At 72.6% G+C, this 17,950-nt stretch carries 17 protein-coding genes; 7 read left to right on the forward strand and 10 right to left on the reverse strand.

The window, feature by feature from the left end:
* Positions 1 to 77 precede the first annotated feature (77 nt).
* On the forward strand, positions 78 to 2,009 hold the full coding sequence (locus tag GSY65_RS11975) for a protein-arginine deiminase domain-containing protein (protein WP_159775831.1): 1,932 nt from the start codon (positions 78 to 80) through the stop codon (positions 2,007 to 2,009).
* Between the two features lie 251 nt (positions 2,010 to 2,260).
* Here GSY65_RS11975 and era read toward each other — a convergent pair whose 3' ends face one another.
* The gene (gene era / locus GSY65_RS11980) at positions 2,261 to 3,223 is read right to left on the reverse strand and encodes a GTPase Era (RefSeq protein ID WP_159767323.1); all 963 of its coding nucleotides are present in this window, start codon (positions 3,221 to 3,223) and stop codon (positions 2,261 to 2,263) included.
* Positions 3,224 to 3,430: 207 nt separating this feature from the next.
* Here era and GSY65_RS11985 point away from each other — a divergent pair, with 207 nt between their 5' ends.
* Together GSY65_RS11985 and GSY65_RS11990 are read left to right on the forward strand one after the other, a co-directional pair.
* On the forward strand, positions 3,431 to 4,774 hold the full coding sequence (locus tag GSY65_RS11985) for an ammonium transporter (protein ID WP_159767324.1): 1,344 nt from the start codon (positions 3,431 to 3,433) through the stop codon (positions 4,772 to 4,774).
* Between the two features lie 3 nt (positions 4,775 to 4,777).
* Positions 4,778 to 5,116 carry a P-II family nitrogen regulator gene (locus GSY65_RS11990; protein WP_159767325.1) on the forward strand — a complete coding sequence of 113 codons (339 nt, stop codon included), beginning with the start codon at positions 4,778 to 4,780 and terminating at the stop codon, positions 5,114 to 5,116.
* An 80-nt stretch (positions 5,117 to 5,196) separates the two neighbouring features.
* On the opposite strand, the gene GSY65_RS11995 is transcribed toward GSY65_RS11990, so the two are convergent.
* The 7 genes from GSY65_RS11995 to GSY65_RS12025 form a co-directional block, all read right to left on the reverse strand.
* A complete protein-coding gene (locus tag GSY65_RS11995) occupies positions 5,197 to 5,673 on the reverse strand; it encodes a hypothetical protein (protein WP_159767326.1) in 477 nt (158 codons plus the stop codon).
* Between the two features lie 399 nt (positions 5,674 to 6,072).
* Positions 6,073 to 6,426 carry a cytidine deaminase gene (locus GSY65_RS12000; protein WP_159767327.1) on the reverse strand — a complete coding sequence of 118 codons (354 nt, stop codon included), beginning with the start codon at positions 6,424 to 6,426 and terminating at the stop codon, positions 6,073 to 6,075.
* 61 nt (positions 6,427 to 6,487) lie between these two features.
* On the reverse strand, positions 6,488 to 6,847 hold the full coding sequence (locus GSY65_RS12005; RefSeq protein ID WP_159767328.1) for an MmcQ/YjbR family DNA-binding protein: 360 nt from the start codon (positions 6,845 to 6,847) through the stop codon (positions 6,488 to 6,490).
* Positions 6,844 to 8,151: a hemolysin family protein gene (locus GSY65_RS12010; RefSeq protein WP_159767329.1), complete on the reverse strand. Its 1,308-nt coding sequence runs from the start codon at positions 8,149 to 8,151 to the stop codon at positions 6,844 to 6,846. Before GSY65_RS12010 ends, GSY65_RS12005 begins: the two co-directional genes overlap by 4 nt.
* Positions 8,148 to 8,645, reverse strand: coding sequence for an rRNA maturation RNase YbeY (gene ybeY, locus GSY65_RS12015; RefSeq protein ID WP_055516287.1), 498 nt, complete (start codon positions 8,643 to 8,645; stop codon positions 8,148 to 8,150). The genes GSY65_RS12010 and ybeY overlap by 4 nt, the downstream gene beginning before the upstream one ends.
* Before the next feature lie 14 nt (positions 8,646 to 8,659).
* Positions 8,660 to 9,727 carry a PhoH family protein gene (locus tag GSY65_RS12020; protein WP_159767330.1) on the reverse strand — a complete coding sequence of 356 codons (1,068 nt, stop codon included), beginning with the start codon at positions 9,725 to 9,727 and terminating at the stop codon, positions 8,660 to 8,662.
* Positions 9,728 to 9,870: 143 nt separating this feature from the next.
* Entirely contained in the window at positions 9,871 to 10,662 is a 792-nt protein-coding gene (locus GSY65_RS12025; RefSeq protein WP_159767331.1) for an IclR family transcriptional regulator, read from the reverse strand.
* 106 nt (positions 10,663 to 10,768) lie between these two features.
* Here GSY65_RS12025 and GSY65_RS12030 point away from each other — a divergent pair, with 106 nt between their 5' ends.
* The 4 genes from GSY65_RS12030 to GSY65_RS12045 all read left to right on the forward strand — a co-directional run bounded on the left by GSY65_RS12030 (position 10,769) and on the right by GSY65_RS12045 (position 15,862).
* On the forward strand, positions 10,769 to 11,803 hold the full coding sequence (locus GSY65_RS12030) for a 5-dehydro-4-deoxyglucarate dehydratase (RefSeq protein ID WP_268978196.1): 1,035 nt from the start codon (positions 10,769 to 10,771) through the stop codon (positions 11,801 to 11,803).
* Positions 11,800 to 13,101 carry a glucarate dehydratase family protein gene (locus GSY65_RS12035; protein ID WP_159767332.1) on the forward strand — a complete coding sequence of 434 codons (1,302 nt, stop codon included), beginning with the start codon at positions 11,800 to 11,802 and terminating at the stop codon, positions 13,099 to 13,101. Before GSY65_RS12030 ends, GSY65_RS12035 begins: the two co-directional genes overlap by 4 nt.
* 208 nt (positions 13,102 to 13,309) lie before the next feature.
* Positions 13,310 to 14,422 carry a carbohydrate kinase family protein gene (locus tag GSY65_RS12040; RefSeq protein ID WP_159767333.1) on the forward strand — a complete coding sequence of 371 codons (1,113 nt, stop codon included), beginning with the start codon at positions 13,310 to 13,312 and terminating at the stop codon, positions 14,420 to 14,422.
* Positions 14,423 to 14,668: 246 nt separating this feature from the next.
* Positions 14,669 to 15,862: an MFS transporter gene (locus GSY65_RS12045; protein WP_159767334.1), complete on the forward strand. Its 1,194-nt coding sequence runs from the start codon at positions 14,669 to 14,671 to the stop codon at positions 15,860 to 15,862.
* A gap of 137 nt (positions 15,863 to 15,999) precedes the next feature.
* Here the strand turns inward: GSY65_RS12045 and GSY65_RS12050 are convergent, their stop codons facing one another.
* Together GSY65_RS12050 and GSY65_RS12055 are read right to left on the reverse strand one after the other, a co-directional pair.
* Entirely contained in the window at positions 16,000 to 16,989 is a 990-nt protein-coding gene (locus GSY65_RS12050) for an adenosine deaminase (RefSeq protein WP_159767335.1), read from the reverse strand.
* A gap of 48 nt (positions 16,990 to 17,037) precedes the next feature.
* Positions 17,038 to 17,946 carry a ribonuclease Z gene (locus GSY65_RS12055; RefSeq protein WP_159767336.1) on the reverse strand — a complete coding sequence of 303 codons (909 nt, stop codon included), beginning with the start codon at positions 17,944 to 17,946 and terminating at the stop codon, positions 17,038 to 17,040.
* Between the last annotated feature and the right edge of the window lie 4 nt (positions 17,947 to 17,950).

Raw genomic sequence — 17,950 nt, forward strand, 5'->3', positions numbered from 1 at the left:
CGTCGCTGAAGGGACGCCCTGTGCCCACGCGTTCACCGAGATCCGCCCTCACCCGCCCCGCACGGCGTGCGATAGCCGTGCTCGCCGTCTCCGGCACCCTGCTCGCCGTGCCGTCGCTCGCGGCGCCCGCCGCCTTCGCGGACGGGGCGCCGCCGACCGATCTGCGGGTGGACGCGAACCGGGACGGCCGGGTCGACGTCACCGGCACCACGGACACCGCCGGTGAGAACGGCTGGACCGTCGGCCGCGGCGCGCTGATGCTGCCCAACATCGACGACGACACCAGGCGCTGCCCCACCAAGGCGTCCAACGGCAAGCCGCTGTCCGACGCCAAGCTGGCCGCCTGCAACGACGCCTCCGACACCAAGGTGAACGGCACCGCCGACGCCGCCGACCTGGCGCGGATCCGCTCCGTGCCGATGCGGAGTCTGCCCGCCGGCGCGCAGGGCACCGTGAAGGTGACCGCCGGCGCCGACAAGGCCCGCGTCTTCCTGAAGCGGGCCGCCACATGGGTGCCGGTCACGTCGAAGACCCGGCTGACGCGCGCCGAGCTGCGCGCGGGCGTGGAGTTCGGCGTCGAGGCGCGGGACGTCATCCGGGACACCGCCAAGTGGGACGGCACCGCCCGGGTCCGGCTGACCGTGAAGTCCTCCGCGGGCACCTCCTCCGACACGGTCACCCTGCGGGTGGCGCCGCTGCTGACCCACCACCACCTGCAGAACACCCAGCAGTTGATGGTCACCAAGATCGCCGGAACCGACGGCTACGCCAAGCGCAACCGACTCTTCCGCGAGGGCCTGGACAAGGAGGCGCGGGCCGCCGGCATCACGAGGCCGACGATCAACTTCACCAAGTACGAGGACATCTGGGCCCAGGACTTCGTGGAGCCCGGCTACGTCAGCATGACCGGCGCCGACGGACGACGGCAGGTCATGCGGGTCATGCTGCGCTCGGCGCAGATGGACCGCGAGGCGGGCCGGGAGCTGTTCGAGAAGCTGCGCGGCCCGAACGTCGGCGCCGTCCAGGTGACCGGCGCCCGCCCCTCCGAGGAGTGGACGCTCAACTCCATGGGCAACGTGGAGACCATCCCGCCCTACGCCCACGGCGGCCGTTCCTTCCCCGCGGGCCGGATCATCATGGGGCACCGCCCCGACAGCGGCTCCAAGCCGGCCAAGGTGATGCGGACGTTCCTGAAGTCGCAGGGTCTGCAGGACCCGCTGTTCCTGGACACCTCCTGGCTGCACGTGGGCCACGTCGACGAGTTCGTGCAGTTCCTGCCCGCCGACACCCCGCGCGGCTGGAAGCTCGCCGTCGCGGACCCCGAGGCGGGCCTGAAGCTGCTGCGGGACGCCAAGGCCGCCGGGCACGGCTCGAAGCGGATGTTCTCGCTGCCGGTCGGCCCGACCGAGACGATCAACGAGGCCCTCGCCTCGAGGACGCTGGTCTCCGACAACAACCTCGCCACGCGCCGCATCGAGGCCAACCTCGCGATCCTGCAGCGCGAGACGGGCGTCACGGACGCCGAGGTCGTGCGGGTGCCGGCGCTGTTCACCCGAGGTCGGGAGCAGCGGGGCGAGTCGGGTGACGAGAAGCTCCGCCTGCCCCGGCTGAGCCGCCTCGGCGCGGGAGCCGAACTCCCCGACGTGGCCCGCGACCACGGCCAGCAGCGGAACCTCGACCGGGCCGAGCCGGGCAGCGCCGCCCCGTCCGCGAACGGCGGCGTCGGCAGCCCCGCCGCCCCCGCGCCCTCGGTCATGACCAGCGCGTACGTCCCCGGTGCCGTCAACGGCATCGTCCTCAGCCGCACCCACTACCTGGCGCCGCGCCAGTGGGGCCCCGTCATCGGCGGCAAGGACATCTTCACCGAGGCGGTGACGGCCGCGTACACGGCCGCCGGCATGAAGGTGTCGTACATCGACGACTGGGAGACGTACCACCAGGGCATGGGCGAGATCCACTGCGGTACGAACACCCTGCGCGACGCGTCGGCCGCCTGGTGGACGCGGTAGCGGACCCGCGCATCCGGCCTGGACGTGCCGCTGCCCCCCGGCAGCGGCACGTGCTGCGCCGGGACCCGAACGGTCCGCGCCGACGGTGAAGTCGTCGGTGGCGAGCGACTCCTGACGCGCGGTCACCCTTTGTGGAGGGCCGCATCCCCCACGAGCCGCTCCCCGTGGAGACGCCGCCGGCCGACCTCTTCGGCGACCAGCGCCTGCCGACGCCGAGGAAGCCGTTCGCCCTGGACTGACGGGCGGGCGGGTCAGAAGCCCAGGCGGCGCAGCTGCTTGGGGTCCCGCTGCCAGTCCTTGGCGACCTTCACATGCAGGTCCAGGAAGACCGGGGTGCCCAGCAGCGCCTCGATCTGCTTGCGGGACTTGATGCCGACGTCCTTCAGGCGCTTGCCCTTGGGGCCGATGATGATGCCCTTCTGGCTGGGGCGCTCGATGTAGACGAAGGCGTGGATGTCGAGGAGGGGCTTGTCGGCGGGGCGGCCCTCGCGGGGCAGCATCTCCTCGACGACCACGGCGATGGAGTGCGGCAGCTCGTCGCGGACGCCCTCCAGCGCGGCCTCCCGGATCAGCTCGGCGATCATGACCTGCTCGGGCTCGTCGGTGAGGTCGCCCTCGGGGTAGAGGGCCGGGCCCTCCGGAAGGAGGGGGACGATCAGGTCGGCGAGCAGGTCGACCTGCCGGTCGCCGACCGCCGACACCGGGACGATCTCGGCCCACTCGAAGCCCAGCTCCTTGCCGAGCTGGTCGATCGCGATGAGCTGCTCGGCGAGCCGCCGGCCGTCCACGAGGTCGGTCTTGGTGACGATCGCGATCTTCGGCGTCTTCTTGATGGACGCCAGTTCCTTCGCGATGAACCGGTCACCGGGGCCGAGCTTCTCGTTGGCGGGGAGGCAGAAGCCGATCACGTCGACCTCGGCCCAGGTCGTGCGGACGACGTCGTTGAGGCGCTCCCCCAGCAGCGTGCGCGGCTTGTGCAGGCCCGGGGTGTCGACGAGGATCAGCTGGGCGTCCGGCCGGTGCACGATGCCGCGGACCGTGTGCCGCGTCGTCTGCGGCTGGTTCGCGGTGATCGCCACCTTCTGGCCGACCAGAGCGTTCGTGAGGGTGGACTTGCCCGCGTTGGGCCGGCCCACGAAGCAGGCGAAACCGGCGCGGTGGGCGGCCTCGGCCGGCTGCTCGGATGACTGGGTACGAACGCTCATGGCGCCCATTCTCCCTGATCCCCGGAGCCCCGCGGCACCGACCGCGAGAACGCCGTCCCGGCCCCGTCCGGCGCGGCCCCGCGCCCCGCCGCGGACCGTGAGCTTTCCGAAACCCTTACGCAACGAAACGTCACGGAAACACGTCCGTGCGCGTCCGGAAACGCATGCCGGTGACCCTCTGACGAGCCCCGCACCCTTACCCGCTGGAGAAAGGCCGTGACGCCCGTGACCCTGGCCGCGCCCCTCGCCGCGCCCCTGGCCGCGAAAGGCATCGACACCGGCGACACCGCCTGGCTGCTCGGCGCCACCGCCCTCGTCCTGCTGATGACCCCGGGCCTGGCCCTCTTCTACGGCGGCATGGTCAGGACGAAGAGCGTCCTCAACATGCTGATGATGAGCTTCGTGTCGATCGCCCTGGTCACCGTGGTGTGGCTGGCCGCCGGGTACGCGCTCGCGTTCGGCGACGACGCCTTCGGCGGACTCATCGGGAACCTCGACCACGCCGGCCTGGCCGGCCTCGGCCCGGACAGCGTCCAGGGCACCGTGCCCACCCTGCTGTTCGCCACCTTCCAGCTGACCTTCGCGATCATCACGGCCGCCCTCATCAGCGGCGCGGTCGCGGACCGGGCGAAGTTCGGGGCGTGGCTGGTCTTCGTCCCGGTGTGGGCGCTGCTCGTATACGTTCCGGTCACCCACTGGGTGTGGGGTCCCGGCGGCTGGATCGCGGGCGACCTCGGCGCCCTGGACTTCGCGGGCGGTCTGCCGGTGGAGATCACCTCCGGTGCCTCGGGCCTCGCGCTGTGCCTGGTCCTCGGCCCCCGCCTGGGCTTCAAGAAGGACGCCATGCGCCCGCACAACCTGCCCATGGTCATGCTGGGCGCGGGCCTGCTGTGGTTCGGCTGGTTCGGCTTCAACGCCGGGTCCGCCCTGGGCGCGAACGGTCTCGCCGCCGCCGTGTTCCTCAACACCCTGGCCGCCGGCTGCACCGGACTGCTGGGCTGGCTGTTCGTGGAGCAGCGGCGCGACGGCCACCCGACGACGCTGGGCGCGGCCTCCGGCGCCGTCGCGGGTCTCGTCGCGATCACCCCGTCCTGCGGTTCGGTGTCGCTGCTCGGCGCGCTGGTGATCGGCCTGGCCGCCGGTGTCGTCTGCAGTTACGCGGTGAGCTGGAAGTTCAAGCTGAACTACGACGACTCCCTCGACGTCGTCGGCGTCCACCTGGTCGGCGGGATCATCGGCACGGTGCTCATCGGCGTCTTCGCCGTCGACTCGATGACCGGCGGCCCGGAGGGCCTGCTCCACGGCGGCGGGTTCGGCCAGGTGGGCAGGCAGCTGGTGGCCGTGGTCGCCGTCGGGGCGTACGCGTTCCTCGTGACGTACGGCGTCGGCAAGCTGATCGACCGGCTGCTGGGCTTCCGCGCGGACGAGGAGCACGAGCACACCGGCCTCGACCTTACGGTGCACGCCGAGACGGCATACGATCACGGCGTCCTGGGCCACGGCGCCCCGGTCACCGCGTCCGTCGCGTCCGCTCCCTCCACGCAGAAGGCCAAGGCTTAAGGCATGAAGCTCATCACCGCGATCGTCAAGCCGTACCGCCTCGACGAGGTCAAGACCGCCCTCCAGGAGATGGGCGTGCACGGGCTGACCGTCAGCGAGGCCAGCGGCTACGGGCGCCAGCGCGGCCACACCGAGGTCTACCGCGGCGCCGAGTACCAGGTCGACCTGGTTCCCAAGGTCCGCATCGAGGTCGTCGTCGGCGACGCGGACTCCGAGGCCGTGATCGAGGCGATCGTGAAGGCCGCGCACACCGGCAAGATCGGCGACGGCAAGGTGTGGGCGCTGCCCGTCGAGACGGTGGTGCGGGTCCGCACGGGCGAGCGGGGCCCGGACGCGCTCTGACGCGCGGGGCCGAGGGCGAGGGTGAGGGGTGGTGCCGCCCGTCCGGCGGCACCACCCCTCACCCGTTCACGTCCCGCGGATCAGTCGAACACGAACGGGCCGGGCGACTGCGGTCCGTTCGCCGTGCAGCTCACGGGGAAGCCGAAGACGACCATCTGCAGGGAGCCGCCGTACGCCTCCAGGCTGTCGCCGGGGGCGACGGTGCCGGTGAGCGGGCCGACGACCATGCCGTCGCCGGCGGCCAGCGCCGGGTTCTCGGTGCCGGTGAAGGAGGTGGTGCCGCCGCCCGCCTTCACGAAGGTGAGCGTGGACTGGATGGAGTCCTCGGCGAAGGCGATCGGTGCGGTGATCTCGGTGGAGGAGAGGGTGACGGTGGCGGTGGTGCCGTCCTGGGTGGCCGTGAGCGTGGCCGCGCCGGAACCACCGATCGCGCAGGTGGCGTTGATCGTCGCGGACTGCGGGGTGACCGCCGCGGCGCTGGGGGCGAGAGCGAGGCCGGTGACGGCGAGCGTGCCGGCGGCGAACGCCGCGCCGACGCCGAGTCGTATGCGTCTCATCGAGCGATTTCCCTTCCCTTGCACGGGAGTTGTCCGGGACCTTGGGACAGCACCGGACGGCCCGGTACGGGCATTGCCATGTGGGGGCGGAACAACGCGCGGCCGCGCGGCGGAACCTGACGGTCCGCCATCGGAACGGCTCCATTGAGGCGCGCGTCGCCCGAGATTGCAAGAGACGCCGTGCCGGTTGCGCCCGGCGGCGACAAGACTGGCCGAAGCCCTACGTCGGTTGCGGGCTCAACCACCGAGGGAGGGGCGACCGCGCGGGTGTTTGGTCCCGTCCCGCGCGGGTTGTCGACGGCCCCGGCCGGCTGTCCACTCGCCCGGACGTGGAACTCACGCCGACCCGGGCGACTGTTACCGGCCGTAACACTCTGGTGCGGACGGCCCCGGCGGGGTTCAGCCCGCTGTCACCGTCGACCGGACCGTGCCGTCCGGTCCCGCCAGCAGGACCGGGACGGCCGCGCCGCCGAGGTCGCGCACGGCGGCGCGGTCCTCGTCGGAGACGGTCTCCGTGTCGCTCACCACGGCCGCCGCCTCCAGGGACGTGGCGCCGGAGGCCACCGCCATGGCGACGGCGGTGCGCAGCGCGCTGAGCCGCAGGGAGTCCAGGGCGACGGTTCCGGCGACGTACGTCCGGCCCGTGTCGTCGCGTACGGCCGCGCCCTCGGGCACGCCGTTGCGGGCCCGCGCGGAACGGGCCAGGGTGACGATCTTGCGGTCCTCGGGGTCGAGCGCGCTGCTGTCGGTCATGATCCGAGCATACGGAGCCGCGCGGCCGGCCCCTGACGCCCCCGTCCCCGCACGCGGCGCGTCAGGGGCGGTCGAGGCGCAGCCGCTCGGCTCGCGGCAGCCCGGCCACCACCAGGTCGTACGAGTCCTCGACGAGCTCCCGGACGAGGGTGTCCGGGAGCTCGCCGTCGACCGTCACCGTGTTCCAGTGCCGCTTGTTCATGTGGTACCCGGGGGCGATCAGACCGGGGTGCTCGCCGCGCAGCCGGACCGCGTCCTCGGGGTCGCACTTGAGGTTGACCTTCAGGGGCCGCTGTTCCGTCCAGCTCAGCGCGAACATCTTGCCGAGGACCTTGAAGACGGAGATCTCCGGCCGGAACGGGAAGTCCTCCACGGCCTCGTCGAAGGACAGGCACAGGGAGCGCAGTTCCTCGGGGCTCACTCCGGCTTCGTCTCCTCCTGGGGCGGCTCTGCCGGGCCGATCGGCTCCACCAGCACCGTGACGATCTTGTTCCGGCGGCCGGCCGCGGCCTCCGCGGTGAGCCGCAGCTCCCGCCCGTCGGGCAGCTCCACCACCGAGGAGGCACCCGCGATGGGCACCCGCCCCAGTGCCTTGGCGAGGAGACCGCCGACGGTCTCCACGTCCTCGTCGTCGTAGGCGTCGAGGCCGTACAGCTCACCGAGGTCGGTGATGTCGAGGCGGGCGGTGACCCGGTGGCGGTCGTCGCCGAGCTCCTCCACCGGCGGCAGCTCCCGGTCGTACTCGTCGGTGATCTCGCCGACGATCTCCTCCAGGATGTCCTCGATGGTGACGATGCCGGCGGTGCCGCCGTACTCGTCGATGACGACGGCGACGTGGTTGCGCTCCTGCTGCATCTCGCGCAGCAGGTCGCCGGCGTTCTTGGTGTCGGGGACGAAGACCGCGGGACGCATCGCCGTGGAGACCAGCTCGTTCTCGGCGTCGCGGTTGATGTGCGTCCTGCGGGCCAGGTCCTTGAGGTAGACCACGCCGACGATGTCGTCCTCGCTCTCCCCGGTGACGGGGATGCGGGAGAAACCGGACCGCAGGGCGAGGGTGAGCGCCTGGCGGATCGTCTTGTACCGCTCGATGACGACCAGGTCGGTGCGCGGGACCATCACCTCGCGCACGAGGGTGTCACCGAGTTCGAACACCGAGTGCACCATGCGGCGCTCCTCGGCCTCGATCAGCGACTCCTGCTCGGCGAGGTCCACCAGCGCGCGCAGCTCCGCCTCGGAGGCGAAGGGGCCGCGACGGAAGCCCTTGCCGGGGGTGAGCGCGTTGCCGATGAGGATCAGCAGGGCCGGGACGGGGCCCATGATCCGGGCCAGCGGCAGCAGCACGTACGCCGCCGCCGTGGCCGTGTTCAGGGGGTGCTGGCGGCCGATGGTGCGCGGGGAGACGCCGACGGCGACATAGGAGACGAGGACCATGACGCCGATGGCGACGGCCAGCGCCTCCCAGGTCTCGTCGAACTCCCGCAGGCAGGCGTACGTGACGAGGGCGGCGGCCGCCATCTCGCAGGCCACCCGCACCAGGAGCGCGACGTTCAGATAGCGGGTCGGGTCGGCCGTGACCTGGGCGAGCTTGGCGCTGCCGCGCCGCCCGGACCGGACGGCCTCCTCGGCGCGGAAGCTGGACACCCGGGCGAGGCCCGCCTCCGCGCAGGCGGCGAGCCAGGCGACGACGACCAGGGCGACGGCGCCGCTGACGAGGGATGCGCTCATGACACGGTCGGGGCCGGGGACGGGCCGGTGAGGCCCTTCTCCGCGCGCCAGCCGTCCACGATGGCGGCCTGCAAACCGAACATCTCGGCCTTCTCGTCGGGCTCCTCGTGGTCGTAGCCGAGGAGGTGCAGCACCCCGTGGACGGTCAGGAGCTGGAGCTCCTCGTCCATGGAGTGCTGCGTGGCCGCTTCCTTGCCCTGCTTCTCGGCGACCTCGGGGCACAGCACGATGTCCCCGAGGAGGCCCTGCGGCGGCTCGTCGTCGTCCTTCGACGGCGGACGCAGCTCGTCCATGGGAAAGGACATGACATCCGTGGGGCCGGGCAGGTCCATCCACTGGATGTGCAGCTGCTCCATGGCGTCGGCGTCCACCACGATCACCGACAGTTCGGAGAGCGGGTGGATGCGCATCCGCGCGAGGGCGTAGCGGGCGATGTCGAGGATCGCCTGCTCGTCGACCTCGGTTCCGGACTCGTTGTTGACGTCGATCGACATGGTGCTGTGCTTGTCTACTTCCCCTTGTGCCCGGACCTGCCGCGGCTCCTGTGGGAGCCGTTCTGGGTGCCGTGCTCGCTGTCGTACTGCTCGTACGCGTCGACGATACGGCCGACGAGCTTGTGCCGGACGACATCCTGCGACGACAGCCGGGAGAAGTGCACGTCCTCGACGCCGTCCAGGATCTCCTGGACCTGGCGCAGCCCGGACTTCGTGCCGTCCGGCAGGTCGACCTGCGTCACGTCACCCGTGATCACGATCTTCGAGTCGAAGCCGAGGCGGGTGAGGAACATCTTCATCTGCTCGGGCGAGGTGTTCTGGGCCTCGTCGAGGATGATGAAGGCGTCGTTGAGCGTGCGCCCCCGCATGTACGCCAGGGGCGCGACCTCGATGGTTCCGGCGGCCATGAGCCTCGGGATCGAGTCGGGATCGAGCATGTCGTGCAGCGCGTCGTACAGCGGGCGCAGGTAGGGGTCGATCTTCTCGTAGAGGGTGCCCGGCAGGAAGCCGAGCCGCTCGCCCGCCTCGACCGCGGGGCGGGTCAGGATGATGCGGTTGACCTGCTTGGACTGCAGGGCCTGCACGGCCTTGGCCATCGCCAGGTAGGTCTTGCCGGTGCCGGCGGGACCGATGCCGAAGACGATGGTGTGCTTGTCGATGGCGTCGACGTACCGCTTCTGGTTGAGCGTCTTGGGGCGGATGGTGCGGCCGCGCGACGACAGGATGTTCTGCGTCAGCACCTCGGCCGGGGTCTCCTGGACGTCGTCCTTGCCGTTCTCACTCGCCCTCAGCATGGCGATCGAGCGTTCCACTGCGTCCTCCGTCATCGGCTGTCCGGTGCGGAGCACCAGCATCATCTCGTCGAACAGGCGCTGGACGAGAGCGACTTCGGGGGCGTCGCCGACCGCGCTGATCTCATTGCCCCGGACGTGGATGTCGACCGCCGGGAAGGCCTTCTCGATCACGCGCAGGAGGGAGTCGCCGGAACCGAGCACGGTCACCATGGGGTGCGCCGCGGGGACGGTGAAACGCGCTCTCGCCTTGCCCTGCGCGGGGGTGTGAGCTGTGGGTGTCTGCGTCATGGGCCGGCTCTGGGGCCGCACGTCCTCCTTGTAACGGCTCGCAGGCCCTGTGCGAGGGCCGCGCTTGCGCTTCCAGGGTACGCCGGGGCACCGACAACGCCGTAGGAGTTTTCGACGCTGTGCGAAGGCCGGGGCCCGGCGGCTCAGCGCCAGAGCGGGGCGCCCGCCGCGCCTCCGGTCGCCGCCTCGATCCTCGCCCTGGTCTCGGTCATCACCCGCACGATGCGCTCCTCGTGTGCCGGGGTCAGGCGGCTGGTCGGCACCGAGCAGCTGATGGCGTCCCGGGCCGGGGTGTCGTAGCGCAGGGCGAAGCCGAAGCCGACGATGCCGGGGACGCCCTCCTCGCGGTCGACGGAGTGGCCGCGGGCGCGGGTGGCGGCGAGGTCGGCGAGGAGGGCGGCGCGGGTGGTGCGGGTCCGGGGGGTGAGCGCCCGGTAGGGGCCGTCGGGCAGCGCCGCGTCGGGGCGCTCGGCGAGGAGGGCCTTGCCGAGGGCGCCGGCGTGGGCGGGGAGGCGGCGGCCCACGCGGCTGATCGTGCGCAGGTACTCGTGGGACTCGCGGGTGGCCAGGTAGGCCACGTCCATGCCGTCGAGGCGGGCGAGGTGGATGGTCTCGCCGAGCGCCTCGGACGCCTCGTCGAGATACGGCCGCACGGCGCGGACGCGCGGGTCGGAGTCGAGGTAGTTGGTGCCGGTGAGCAGGGCGCGGATGCCGATGCCGTAGAGGGAGCCGGTGGTGTCGGTGCGGACCCAGCCCCGGCCGATCAGCGTCTGGAGCAGTGCGTACATCGAGCTGCGCGGGACCCCCAGCTCGTCCGCCAGTTCCTGGAGCCGGGCCGGCCGGTCGCCGCGTGCGGCCAGCAGCTCCAGCAGGTCGAGGGTGCGCGCGGCCGATTTCACCTCACGGACGCCCCCTGCGCCCTCCGTGTCCGCCATGCGCCGATCGTAAGCGGCCGGGCGCCGCCCATTGACGCCGGTCGTTCATGTATCTAACCTCCATCCTCATACATGGAGGACGTCTACATAGGGAGATGACGTTCAGGTGGGCCTCGACTCGGACCTCCCCACGGCCACGGTCCGGCGGCTGCGCGACGGCATGGCGGACGGCGTCCTGTCGTTCCCGCTGACCAGCTTCCGCGCCGACGGTTCCCTCGACCTCGACGGCTTCGCCGCGTATCTCGACGGGCAGGTCGCGACCGGCCCCGGCGCCGTCTTCCCCGCCTGCGGCACGGGCGAGTTCTTCTCCCTGGACGAGGAGGAGTACCGGCAGGTCGTGACCGCCGCCGTGGAGGTGACGGCCGGGCGGGTGCCGGTGGTGGCCGGGACCGGCTACGGCTGGGCGCAGGCCGCGAGGTTCGCGCGGATCGCCGAGGAGGCCGGCGCCGACGCGCTGCTGGTGCTGCCGCACTACCTGGTGGCCGCCCCGCAGGACGGGCTGGTCCGCCAGGTGGAGGAGATCGCCGCGCGGACCCGGCTGCCGCTCGTCGTCTACCAGCGCGACCGGGTCGCGTTCACCACGGAGTCGCTCCGCCGGATCGCCCGCGTCCCGAACGTCATCGGTCTGAAGGACGGGCACAGCGACCTCGACCGGCTCCAGCGCCTCACCCTGGCCGCCCCCGAGGGCTTCCTCTTCTTCAACGGCGCCGCGACCGCCGAGGTGCAGGCCCGCGCGTACGCCGCGGTCGGTGTCCCGGCGTACTCCTCCGCCGTCCACGCCTTCGCGCCCGAGATCGCCGGGGCGTTCTTCGGCGCGTTGCGCCGCGGTGACGACGCGGCGGTGGAGAGGCTGCTGCGTGTGTTCTACGTCCCCCTGGTCGAACTGCGGGACCGGCGGCCCGGGTACGCGGTGTCGCTGGTGAAGGCGGCCGCCCGGCTGCGCGGCCGTCCCGTCGGCCCGGTCCGCGCCCCGCTCACCGACCCCCGCGCCGCCGATCTCGCCGAGCTGGAGCGACTGCTGGCCGCCGGCCTGGCCCTGGCCGCGGACCTGACCGCCGCGGCGTCCGCCGCCCCGGCCGAGGCGGTGCCCGGATCCGCCGGCACCGCGTCCGCCGCCCCGACCGCAGGAGCCGCCCTGTGACCGCCGACCGCGATCTGACCGTCGCCGAGGTCCGGCTGACCCCGATCCTGGTCGCCGACCCGCCGCTGCTGAACACCCAGGGCGTGCACCAGCCGTACACGCCCCGGCTGATCGTGGAGGTCGTGACCGCCGACGGGACCACGGGCGTCGGCGAGACGTACGGCGACACGAAGTACCTGGAGCTGGCGCGGCCGTTCGCGACGCGGCTGGTGGGCCGCTCGGTCGCCGGTACGAACGGGCTGTTCGCGGTCGCCGACGCGGTCGCCGTCGACGCGTCGCGGACCTCCGGCCAGGTCGACGTGGGCGGCCTGCGCGGGGTGCAGACCGCCGACAAGCTGCGGCTGTCGGTCGTCTCGGCGTTCGAGGTGGCCTGTCTGGACGCCCTCGGCAAGGCGCTGGGGCTGCCGGTGCACGCGCTGCTCGGCGGCAAGGTGCGGGACACGGTGGAGTACAGCGCGTACCTGTTCTACAAGTGGGCCGGCCATCCCGAGGGCGTCGCCGGCGAGAAGGACGACTGGGGCGCGGCCGTCGACCCGGCCGGGGTGGTGGAGCAGGCCCGGAGGTTCACCGAGCGCTACGGCTTCACGTCCTTCAAGCTCAAGGGCGGTGTCTTCCCGCCGGACGAGGAGATCGCCGCGGTCCGCGCCCTCGCGGAGGCGTTCCCCGGCCGTCCGCTGCGGCTCGACCCCAACGGGGCTTGGTCCGTGGAGACCTCCGTGCGGGTCGCGGACGCCCTCGCCGACGTCCTGGAGTACCTGGAGGACCCTGCGCTGGGCACGTCCGCCATGGCGGAGGTCGCGGCACGCACGACGGTGCCGCTCGCCACCAACATGTGCGTGACGACCTTCGCCGAGATCGAGGAGGCGTTCACGAAGGACGCCGTCCAGGTCGTGCTGTCGGACCACCACTACTGGGGCGGGCTGCGCAACACCCGTGAGCTGGCCGCGATCTGCCGCACCTTCGGCGTCGGCGTCTCCATGCACTCCAACACCCACCTCGGCATCAGCCTCGCCGCGATGACCCACGTGGCGTCCACGGTGCCGAACCTCCACCACGCCTGCGACTCCCACTACCCCTGGCAGTCCGAGGACGTCCTCGCCGAGCGCCTCACCTTCGAGAACGGCGCCGTGCGGGTGTCCGACGCGCCGGGCCTGGGCGTGGAGCTGGACCGCGCCCGGCTGGCCGTCCTCCACGAGCGGTGGCTGGCCGACGACGGCTCCCTGCACGACCGTGACGACGAGGCGGCGATGCGGGTGGCGGACCCGGAGTGGGTGACACCGTCGGTGCCTCGCTGGTAGAGCCGGGTGAGCGGGGGGCTCGCACGAAAAGTACGGGGCGTGGCCCGGTCTCTTCTCAGGGGCGCGGGGAACGGCGCGAACACCCCCCAACCGCCCGCACCCGCCGGAACCACCCGTACCCCCCGAGCCCCTGGGGCGCCCACCCGATCCAGCGGAGCGTCTTGGTGCAGACTGGCCAGATCCACGCACCACCGCCAGGGAGCACACCGTGACCGCGTTCAAAGGGGAGCGTCCACACCGCCGGCCCGGGACCGACCCGCTGTCGGCCCTCAGAACCCCGGACGACCCGCCCTGGGACGTGTATCTGACCGGCACCGTCTTCCTCGACATCATCTTCACCGGCCTCGACTCCGCCCCGGTCCGCGGAACCGAGTCCTGGGCCCGCGGCATGGGGTCCAGCCCCGGCGGCGTGGCGAACATGGCCACGGCGCTGGCCCGGCTCGGTCTGCGGACCTCCCTCGCCGCGGCCTTCGGCGACGACCACTACGGCGAGTACTGCTGGGACGCCCTGGAGCAGGGCGAGGGCATCGACCTGTCCGCCTCCCGCACCGTCCCCGGCTGGCACTCCCCGGTCACCGTCTCCATGGCGTACGAGGGCGAACGCACGATGGTCTCGCACGGCCACGCCGCCCCCGCGGAGGAGGCCACGCCGGAGTGCCCGCCGCACGCGCGCGCCGCCGTCGCCTCCCTCGCGCCCGGCGTGCGCGCCCCCTGGATCGCACAGGCCGCGCTCAAGGGCACCCGGATCTTCGCGGACGTCGGCTGGGACGAGACCGGCGCCTGGGACCTGGCGGGGCTGCCCGACCTCGCCCACTGCGAGGCGTTCCTGCCGAACGCGGCGGAGGCGATGCGGTACACCCGCGCCGACTGCCCCCGCGCCGCCGCCCGCGCCCTGACGAAGCACGTCCCGGTGGCGGTGGTGACGCTCGGCGCGGAGGGCGCGTACGCGGTGGACGGCCGTACCGGCGAGACGGCCGAGGTGCCGGCGATCGCGGTGGAGGCCCTCGACCCCACGGGCGCCGGCGACGTGTTCGTGGCCGGTTTCGTCACCGGCACCCTCGCGGACTGGCCACTGGCGGACCGGCTGGCCTTCGCGGGGCTGACCGCCGCCCTGTCGGTGCAGGAGTTCGGCGGGTCGCTGTCGGCGCCCGGCTGGTCCGAGATCGCCGCGTGGTGGCGTCGTGTGCGCTCCCTCGACGTCCAGGACCCCGCCGCCCTGCGCCGCTACGCCTTCCTGGAGGACTTCGTCCCCGAGGGGCCCGTGGCGCCCTGGCCGCTGCGCCGCGCGGTCCCCACCATCGGCTTCCGCCGCTCGGCCTGACGTGAACTCCCCGGCGCGGCAGGGCGGTTGAGATCCCCTCCGCGCAAACGGGGCCTTCGCAGCTGCCCCGTCGAGCCCACCCCAAACACAATGTGACTCACATCACACCCCCAGTGTTTCTTCCGTGCTCCGCGGCCTTGATACAAATTCTCCGCGCGTCCCTGTCCGTCGACAGCCGCCCACTTCCCCTGCCGGGCCGCGGTCGTCGAGGTCCGGAGCCGCACCCTCGCACGTCCAGGAACGCCCGTGTCCCCCCGCACCTCCCCCCTGCCCTGGCCCCTCGTCGCCCTTTTCACGGCCGGGTATCTCGCCGCGTACCTCCTGCCGACCACCGTCGGCAGACTCGACGCGGGCCTCTCCCTCACCGCCACCGAGGCCGGCGCCGTCGGCAGTGCCCTGCTGCTGGGCTCGGCCGCGGCCGGCTTCACGCTCGCCGCGCAGGTGGAGCGGTTCGGTCCGCGCCGCCTCGCCCGCGCGGGCCTGCTGCTCGCGGCCGCCGGCTACGGCACCGCCGCCCTCACCACCAGCCTCCCCGTGGTCGTCGCGGGAGCGGTCCTCGGCGGCTTCGGCTCGGGCACGGCGACCGCCGTGGCCGCCGCCGGCATCGCCGCGCAGCGCGACCCGCACCGGGTGTCCACCACGGGCCTGCTGAGCGTCTCGGCGCTGGCCGGCGCGCTCTATCTGACGATCCCCCGCCTGGGCCCCGGCCACGGCGTGCCGCTCGCCGCGCTCGCCGTCACGGCCCTGCTCACCCTGCCGGTGACCGGCCGTCTCACCACCGCCGTGGCCACCGCCCCCACCGCCGGGGAACGCGGCCCGCTCCCCCACCGCCGCTGGGGTCTGGTCCTCGCCGCGACGCTCCTGCTGTGGTCCCTCGCGCAGAACTCCCTGTGGGGGGTGAGCGGCCGCATCGGCACCACCCAGGCCGGGCTGAGCGAGGTCACCGTCGGCGCGGTCTTCGCGGCGGCCCTCGGTGCGGGTCTGCTCGGGGTGATCGGCGCGGGTGCGCTGGGCGCGCGGCTGGGCCGGGCGCTGCCCATCGGCGGCGGCACCGCGCTCATCGCGGGCTGTATCGCGCTGAGCGCCTCGGCGAACGACCTCACCAGCTTCGCCACGGGGGAGATCGCCTGGAACGTGCTCTACCCGGTCGTGCTGTCGTACCTGATCGGTCTGGCCGCCTCGCTCGACCCGCGCGGCCGCTGGGCGGTCCTGGTCGGCTCCGCGTCCTCGCTCGGCACGGCCGCCGGCCCCCTCACCGGCAGCCTGCTCTCCGCGCACGCGGGTTTCCCGGCGATGGGCGCGATCCTGGCCGTGGGCCTGCTCCTGATCGCCGCCCCCATGACGGCCGTGGCCCTGCGCGCCACGACCGCCACGACCGAGCACGCCCGTTACCGGGACCGGACGCCCACCGAGCTGCCGGAGTACCGCCCGGCGGCCTGAACCCGGCCCGCCGACGAGCGCCCGTCGCCCCCACCAGAGCCCGTAGACGTCAGAACCCCTAGGTCTCAGACCTCGTACGTCTCAGAACGCGTACGCCTCAGACCTCGCACAGATCAGAACTCGTACAGACGTCCAGGTCAGAACTCGTACGCGTCGACCTCCGCGAGGCACCGGGCCCGCCGCTCCTCGTCGTCCTCCAGGAAGGAGGCGGTGAAGGAGTTGCGGGCCAGCTCCCGCAGCCGCTCCTCGCCGAGGCCGAGGGTGCGGCGCACGGCGTCGAAGTTGTCGCCGACGTAGCCGCCGAAGTAGGCGGGGTCGTCGGAGTTGACCGTGCACAGTAGCCCCGCGTCGAGCATGGCGGGCAGCGGGTGGTCGGCGAGGGTGTCGACGGTGCGCAGCCGGACGTTGGACAGCGGACACAGCGTCAGCGGGATCCGCTCACGCACGAGCCGCTCCACGAGCGCCGGGTCCTCCATGCAGCGCAGCCCGTGGTCGACCCGCTCGACACCGAGGACGTCCAGGGCCTGCGTGATGTACTCCGGCGGTCCCTCCTCGCCCGCGTGGGCGACCCGCCGCAGTCCGAGCGCGGCGGCGGCCTCGTACACCTCGCGGAACTTGACCGGCGGGTGCCCGACCTCGGCGGAGTCGAGCCCGACGCCGGTGATCCGGTCGAGGTAGGGCCCGGCGGCCCGCAGCGTCTCCATGGCGGAGGCGGCGGACTCGTCGCGCAGGAAGCACATGATGAGCCGGGTGGAGATCCCGTGGGTCTCCTCGCTCTTCTCCAGCGCCCGCCACAGCCCCTCGACGACGGTGCCCATGGCCACCCCGCGGGCGGTGTGCGCCTGCGGGTCGAAGAACATCTCCACGTGCCGCACGCCCTGCGCCGCGGCCCGGGTGAGATAGGCGTCGGCGAGGTCCGCGAAGTCCCGCTCGGTGCGGAGCACGGCCATGAGTTCGTAGTACAGGTTCAGGAACGACTGGAGGTCCTCGAACCGGTACGCCTCGCGGAGCGCGTCCGTGTCGGCGTACGGCAGGCTCACCCCGTTCCGCGCGGCCAGCTCGAACGCCAGCTCCGGCTCCAGGGTTCCTTCGATGTGCAGGTGCAGTTCAGCTTTGGGGAGGGACATCGAAGCATGGTACGTCCGGCATGCCGCATATCCGCATCCGTGCGGGGGTCACCGCCGTTTCGGCAGGGCCACCCGCATCAGGTCGTGCGCCACGCTCAGCTCCCCCTCGAACCCGGCGGCCCGCGCCTGCCGTTCGAACTCGTCCGGCTCCGTGTAGCGCTGACTGAAGTGGGTCAGCACGAGGTGCCGTACGCCGCAGTCGTGGGCCACGGAGGCCGCCTGACCGGCGGTCAGATGACCGTGGTCGACGGCGAGTTCGATGTCCTCGTTGAGGAAGGTGGACTCGATGACGAGCATGTCGACGCCGTCCGCGAGGGCGTACACGCCGTCGCACAGCCGGGTGTCCATGATGAACGCGAACCGCTGTCCGCGCCGCAGCTCACTCACGTCGTCCAGCGACACACCGCCGAGGCCGCCCTCTCGCTGGAGCCGCCCGATGTCCGGCCCCGAGACCCCGTGCGCGGCGAGCCGTTCGGGCAGCATGCGGCGCCCGTCGGGTTCGACGAGCCGGTAGCCGTACGACTCCACCGGGTGGGACAGCTTGCGCGCGTCGAGCGTGTACGCGGGGGTGGCGGCCAGCACGGCGCCCTCCCCGTCGACGGGGACCTCCGTGATCGGCACGGTCTCCCGGTACGCCGTCGCGTACCGCAGCCGGTCGAAGAACCGTTTCCCGGAGCGCGGGTAGTGCGCGGTGATCGCGTGCGGGACCCGGTCGAGGTTGATGCGCTGGATGACGCCGGCGAGCCCGAGCGAGTGGTCACCGTGGAAGTGGGTGACGCACAGGCGGTTCAGGTCGTGCGCGGCGACACCGGCGCGCAGCATCTGGCGCTGGGTGCCCTCGCCGGGGTCGAACAGCAGGCCCTGGCCGTCCCACCGCAGGAGGTAGCCGTTGTGGTTGCGGTGGCGGGTCGGGACCTGGCTGGCGGTGCCGAGGACCACCAGTTCACGTGAGGACACGGCT

This window comes from Streptomyces sp. HM190, from assembly GCF_009857135.1.
In the GTDB taxonomy this organism is placed as follows: domain Bacteria; phylum Actinomycetota; class Actinomycetes; order Streptomycetales; family Streptomycetaceae; genus Streptomyces; species Streptomyces heilongjiangensis.

Coding starts and splice junctions, on each gene's coding strand:
- GSY65_RS12010 (WP_159767329.1), bottom strand. CDS start 8,151: ATGAGCGCATCCCTCGTCAGCGGCGCCGTCGCCCTGGTCGTCGTCGCC.
- ybeY (WP_055516287.1), bottom strand. CDS start 8,645: ATGTCGATCGACGTCAACAACGAGTCCGGAACCGAGGTCGACGAGCAG.
- GSY65_RS12050 (WP_159767335.1), bottom strand. CDS start 16,989: ATGTCCCTCCCCAAAGCTGAACTGCACCTGCACATCGAAGGAACCCTG.
- GSY65_RS12020 (WP_159767330.1), bottom strand. CDS start 9,727: ATGACGCAGACACCCACAGCTCACACCCCCGCGCAGGGCAAGGCGAGA.
- GSY65_RS12000 (WP_159767327.1), bottom strand. CDS start 6,426: ATGACCGACAGCAGCGCGCTCGACCCCGAGGACCGCAAGATCGTCACC.
- era (WP_159767323.1), bottom strand. CDS start 3,223: ATGGGCGCCATGAGCGTTCGTACCCAGTCATCCGAGCAGCCGGCCGAG.
- GSY65_RS11995 (WP_159767326.1), bottom strand. CDS start 5,673: ATGAGACGCATACGACTCGGCGTCGGCGCGGCGTTCGCCGCCGGCACG.
- GSY65_RS12025 (WP_159767331.1), bottom strand. CDS start 10,662: ATGGCGGACACGGAGGGCGCAGGGGGCGTCCGTGAGGTGAAATCGGCC.
- GSY65_RS11990 (WP_159767325.1), top strand. CDS start 4,778: ATGAAGCTCATCACCGCGATCGTCAAGCCGTACCGCCTCGACGAGGTC.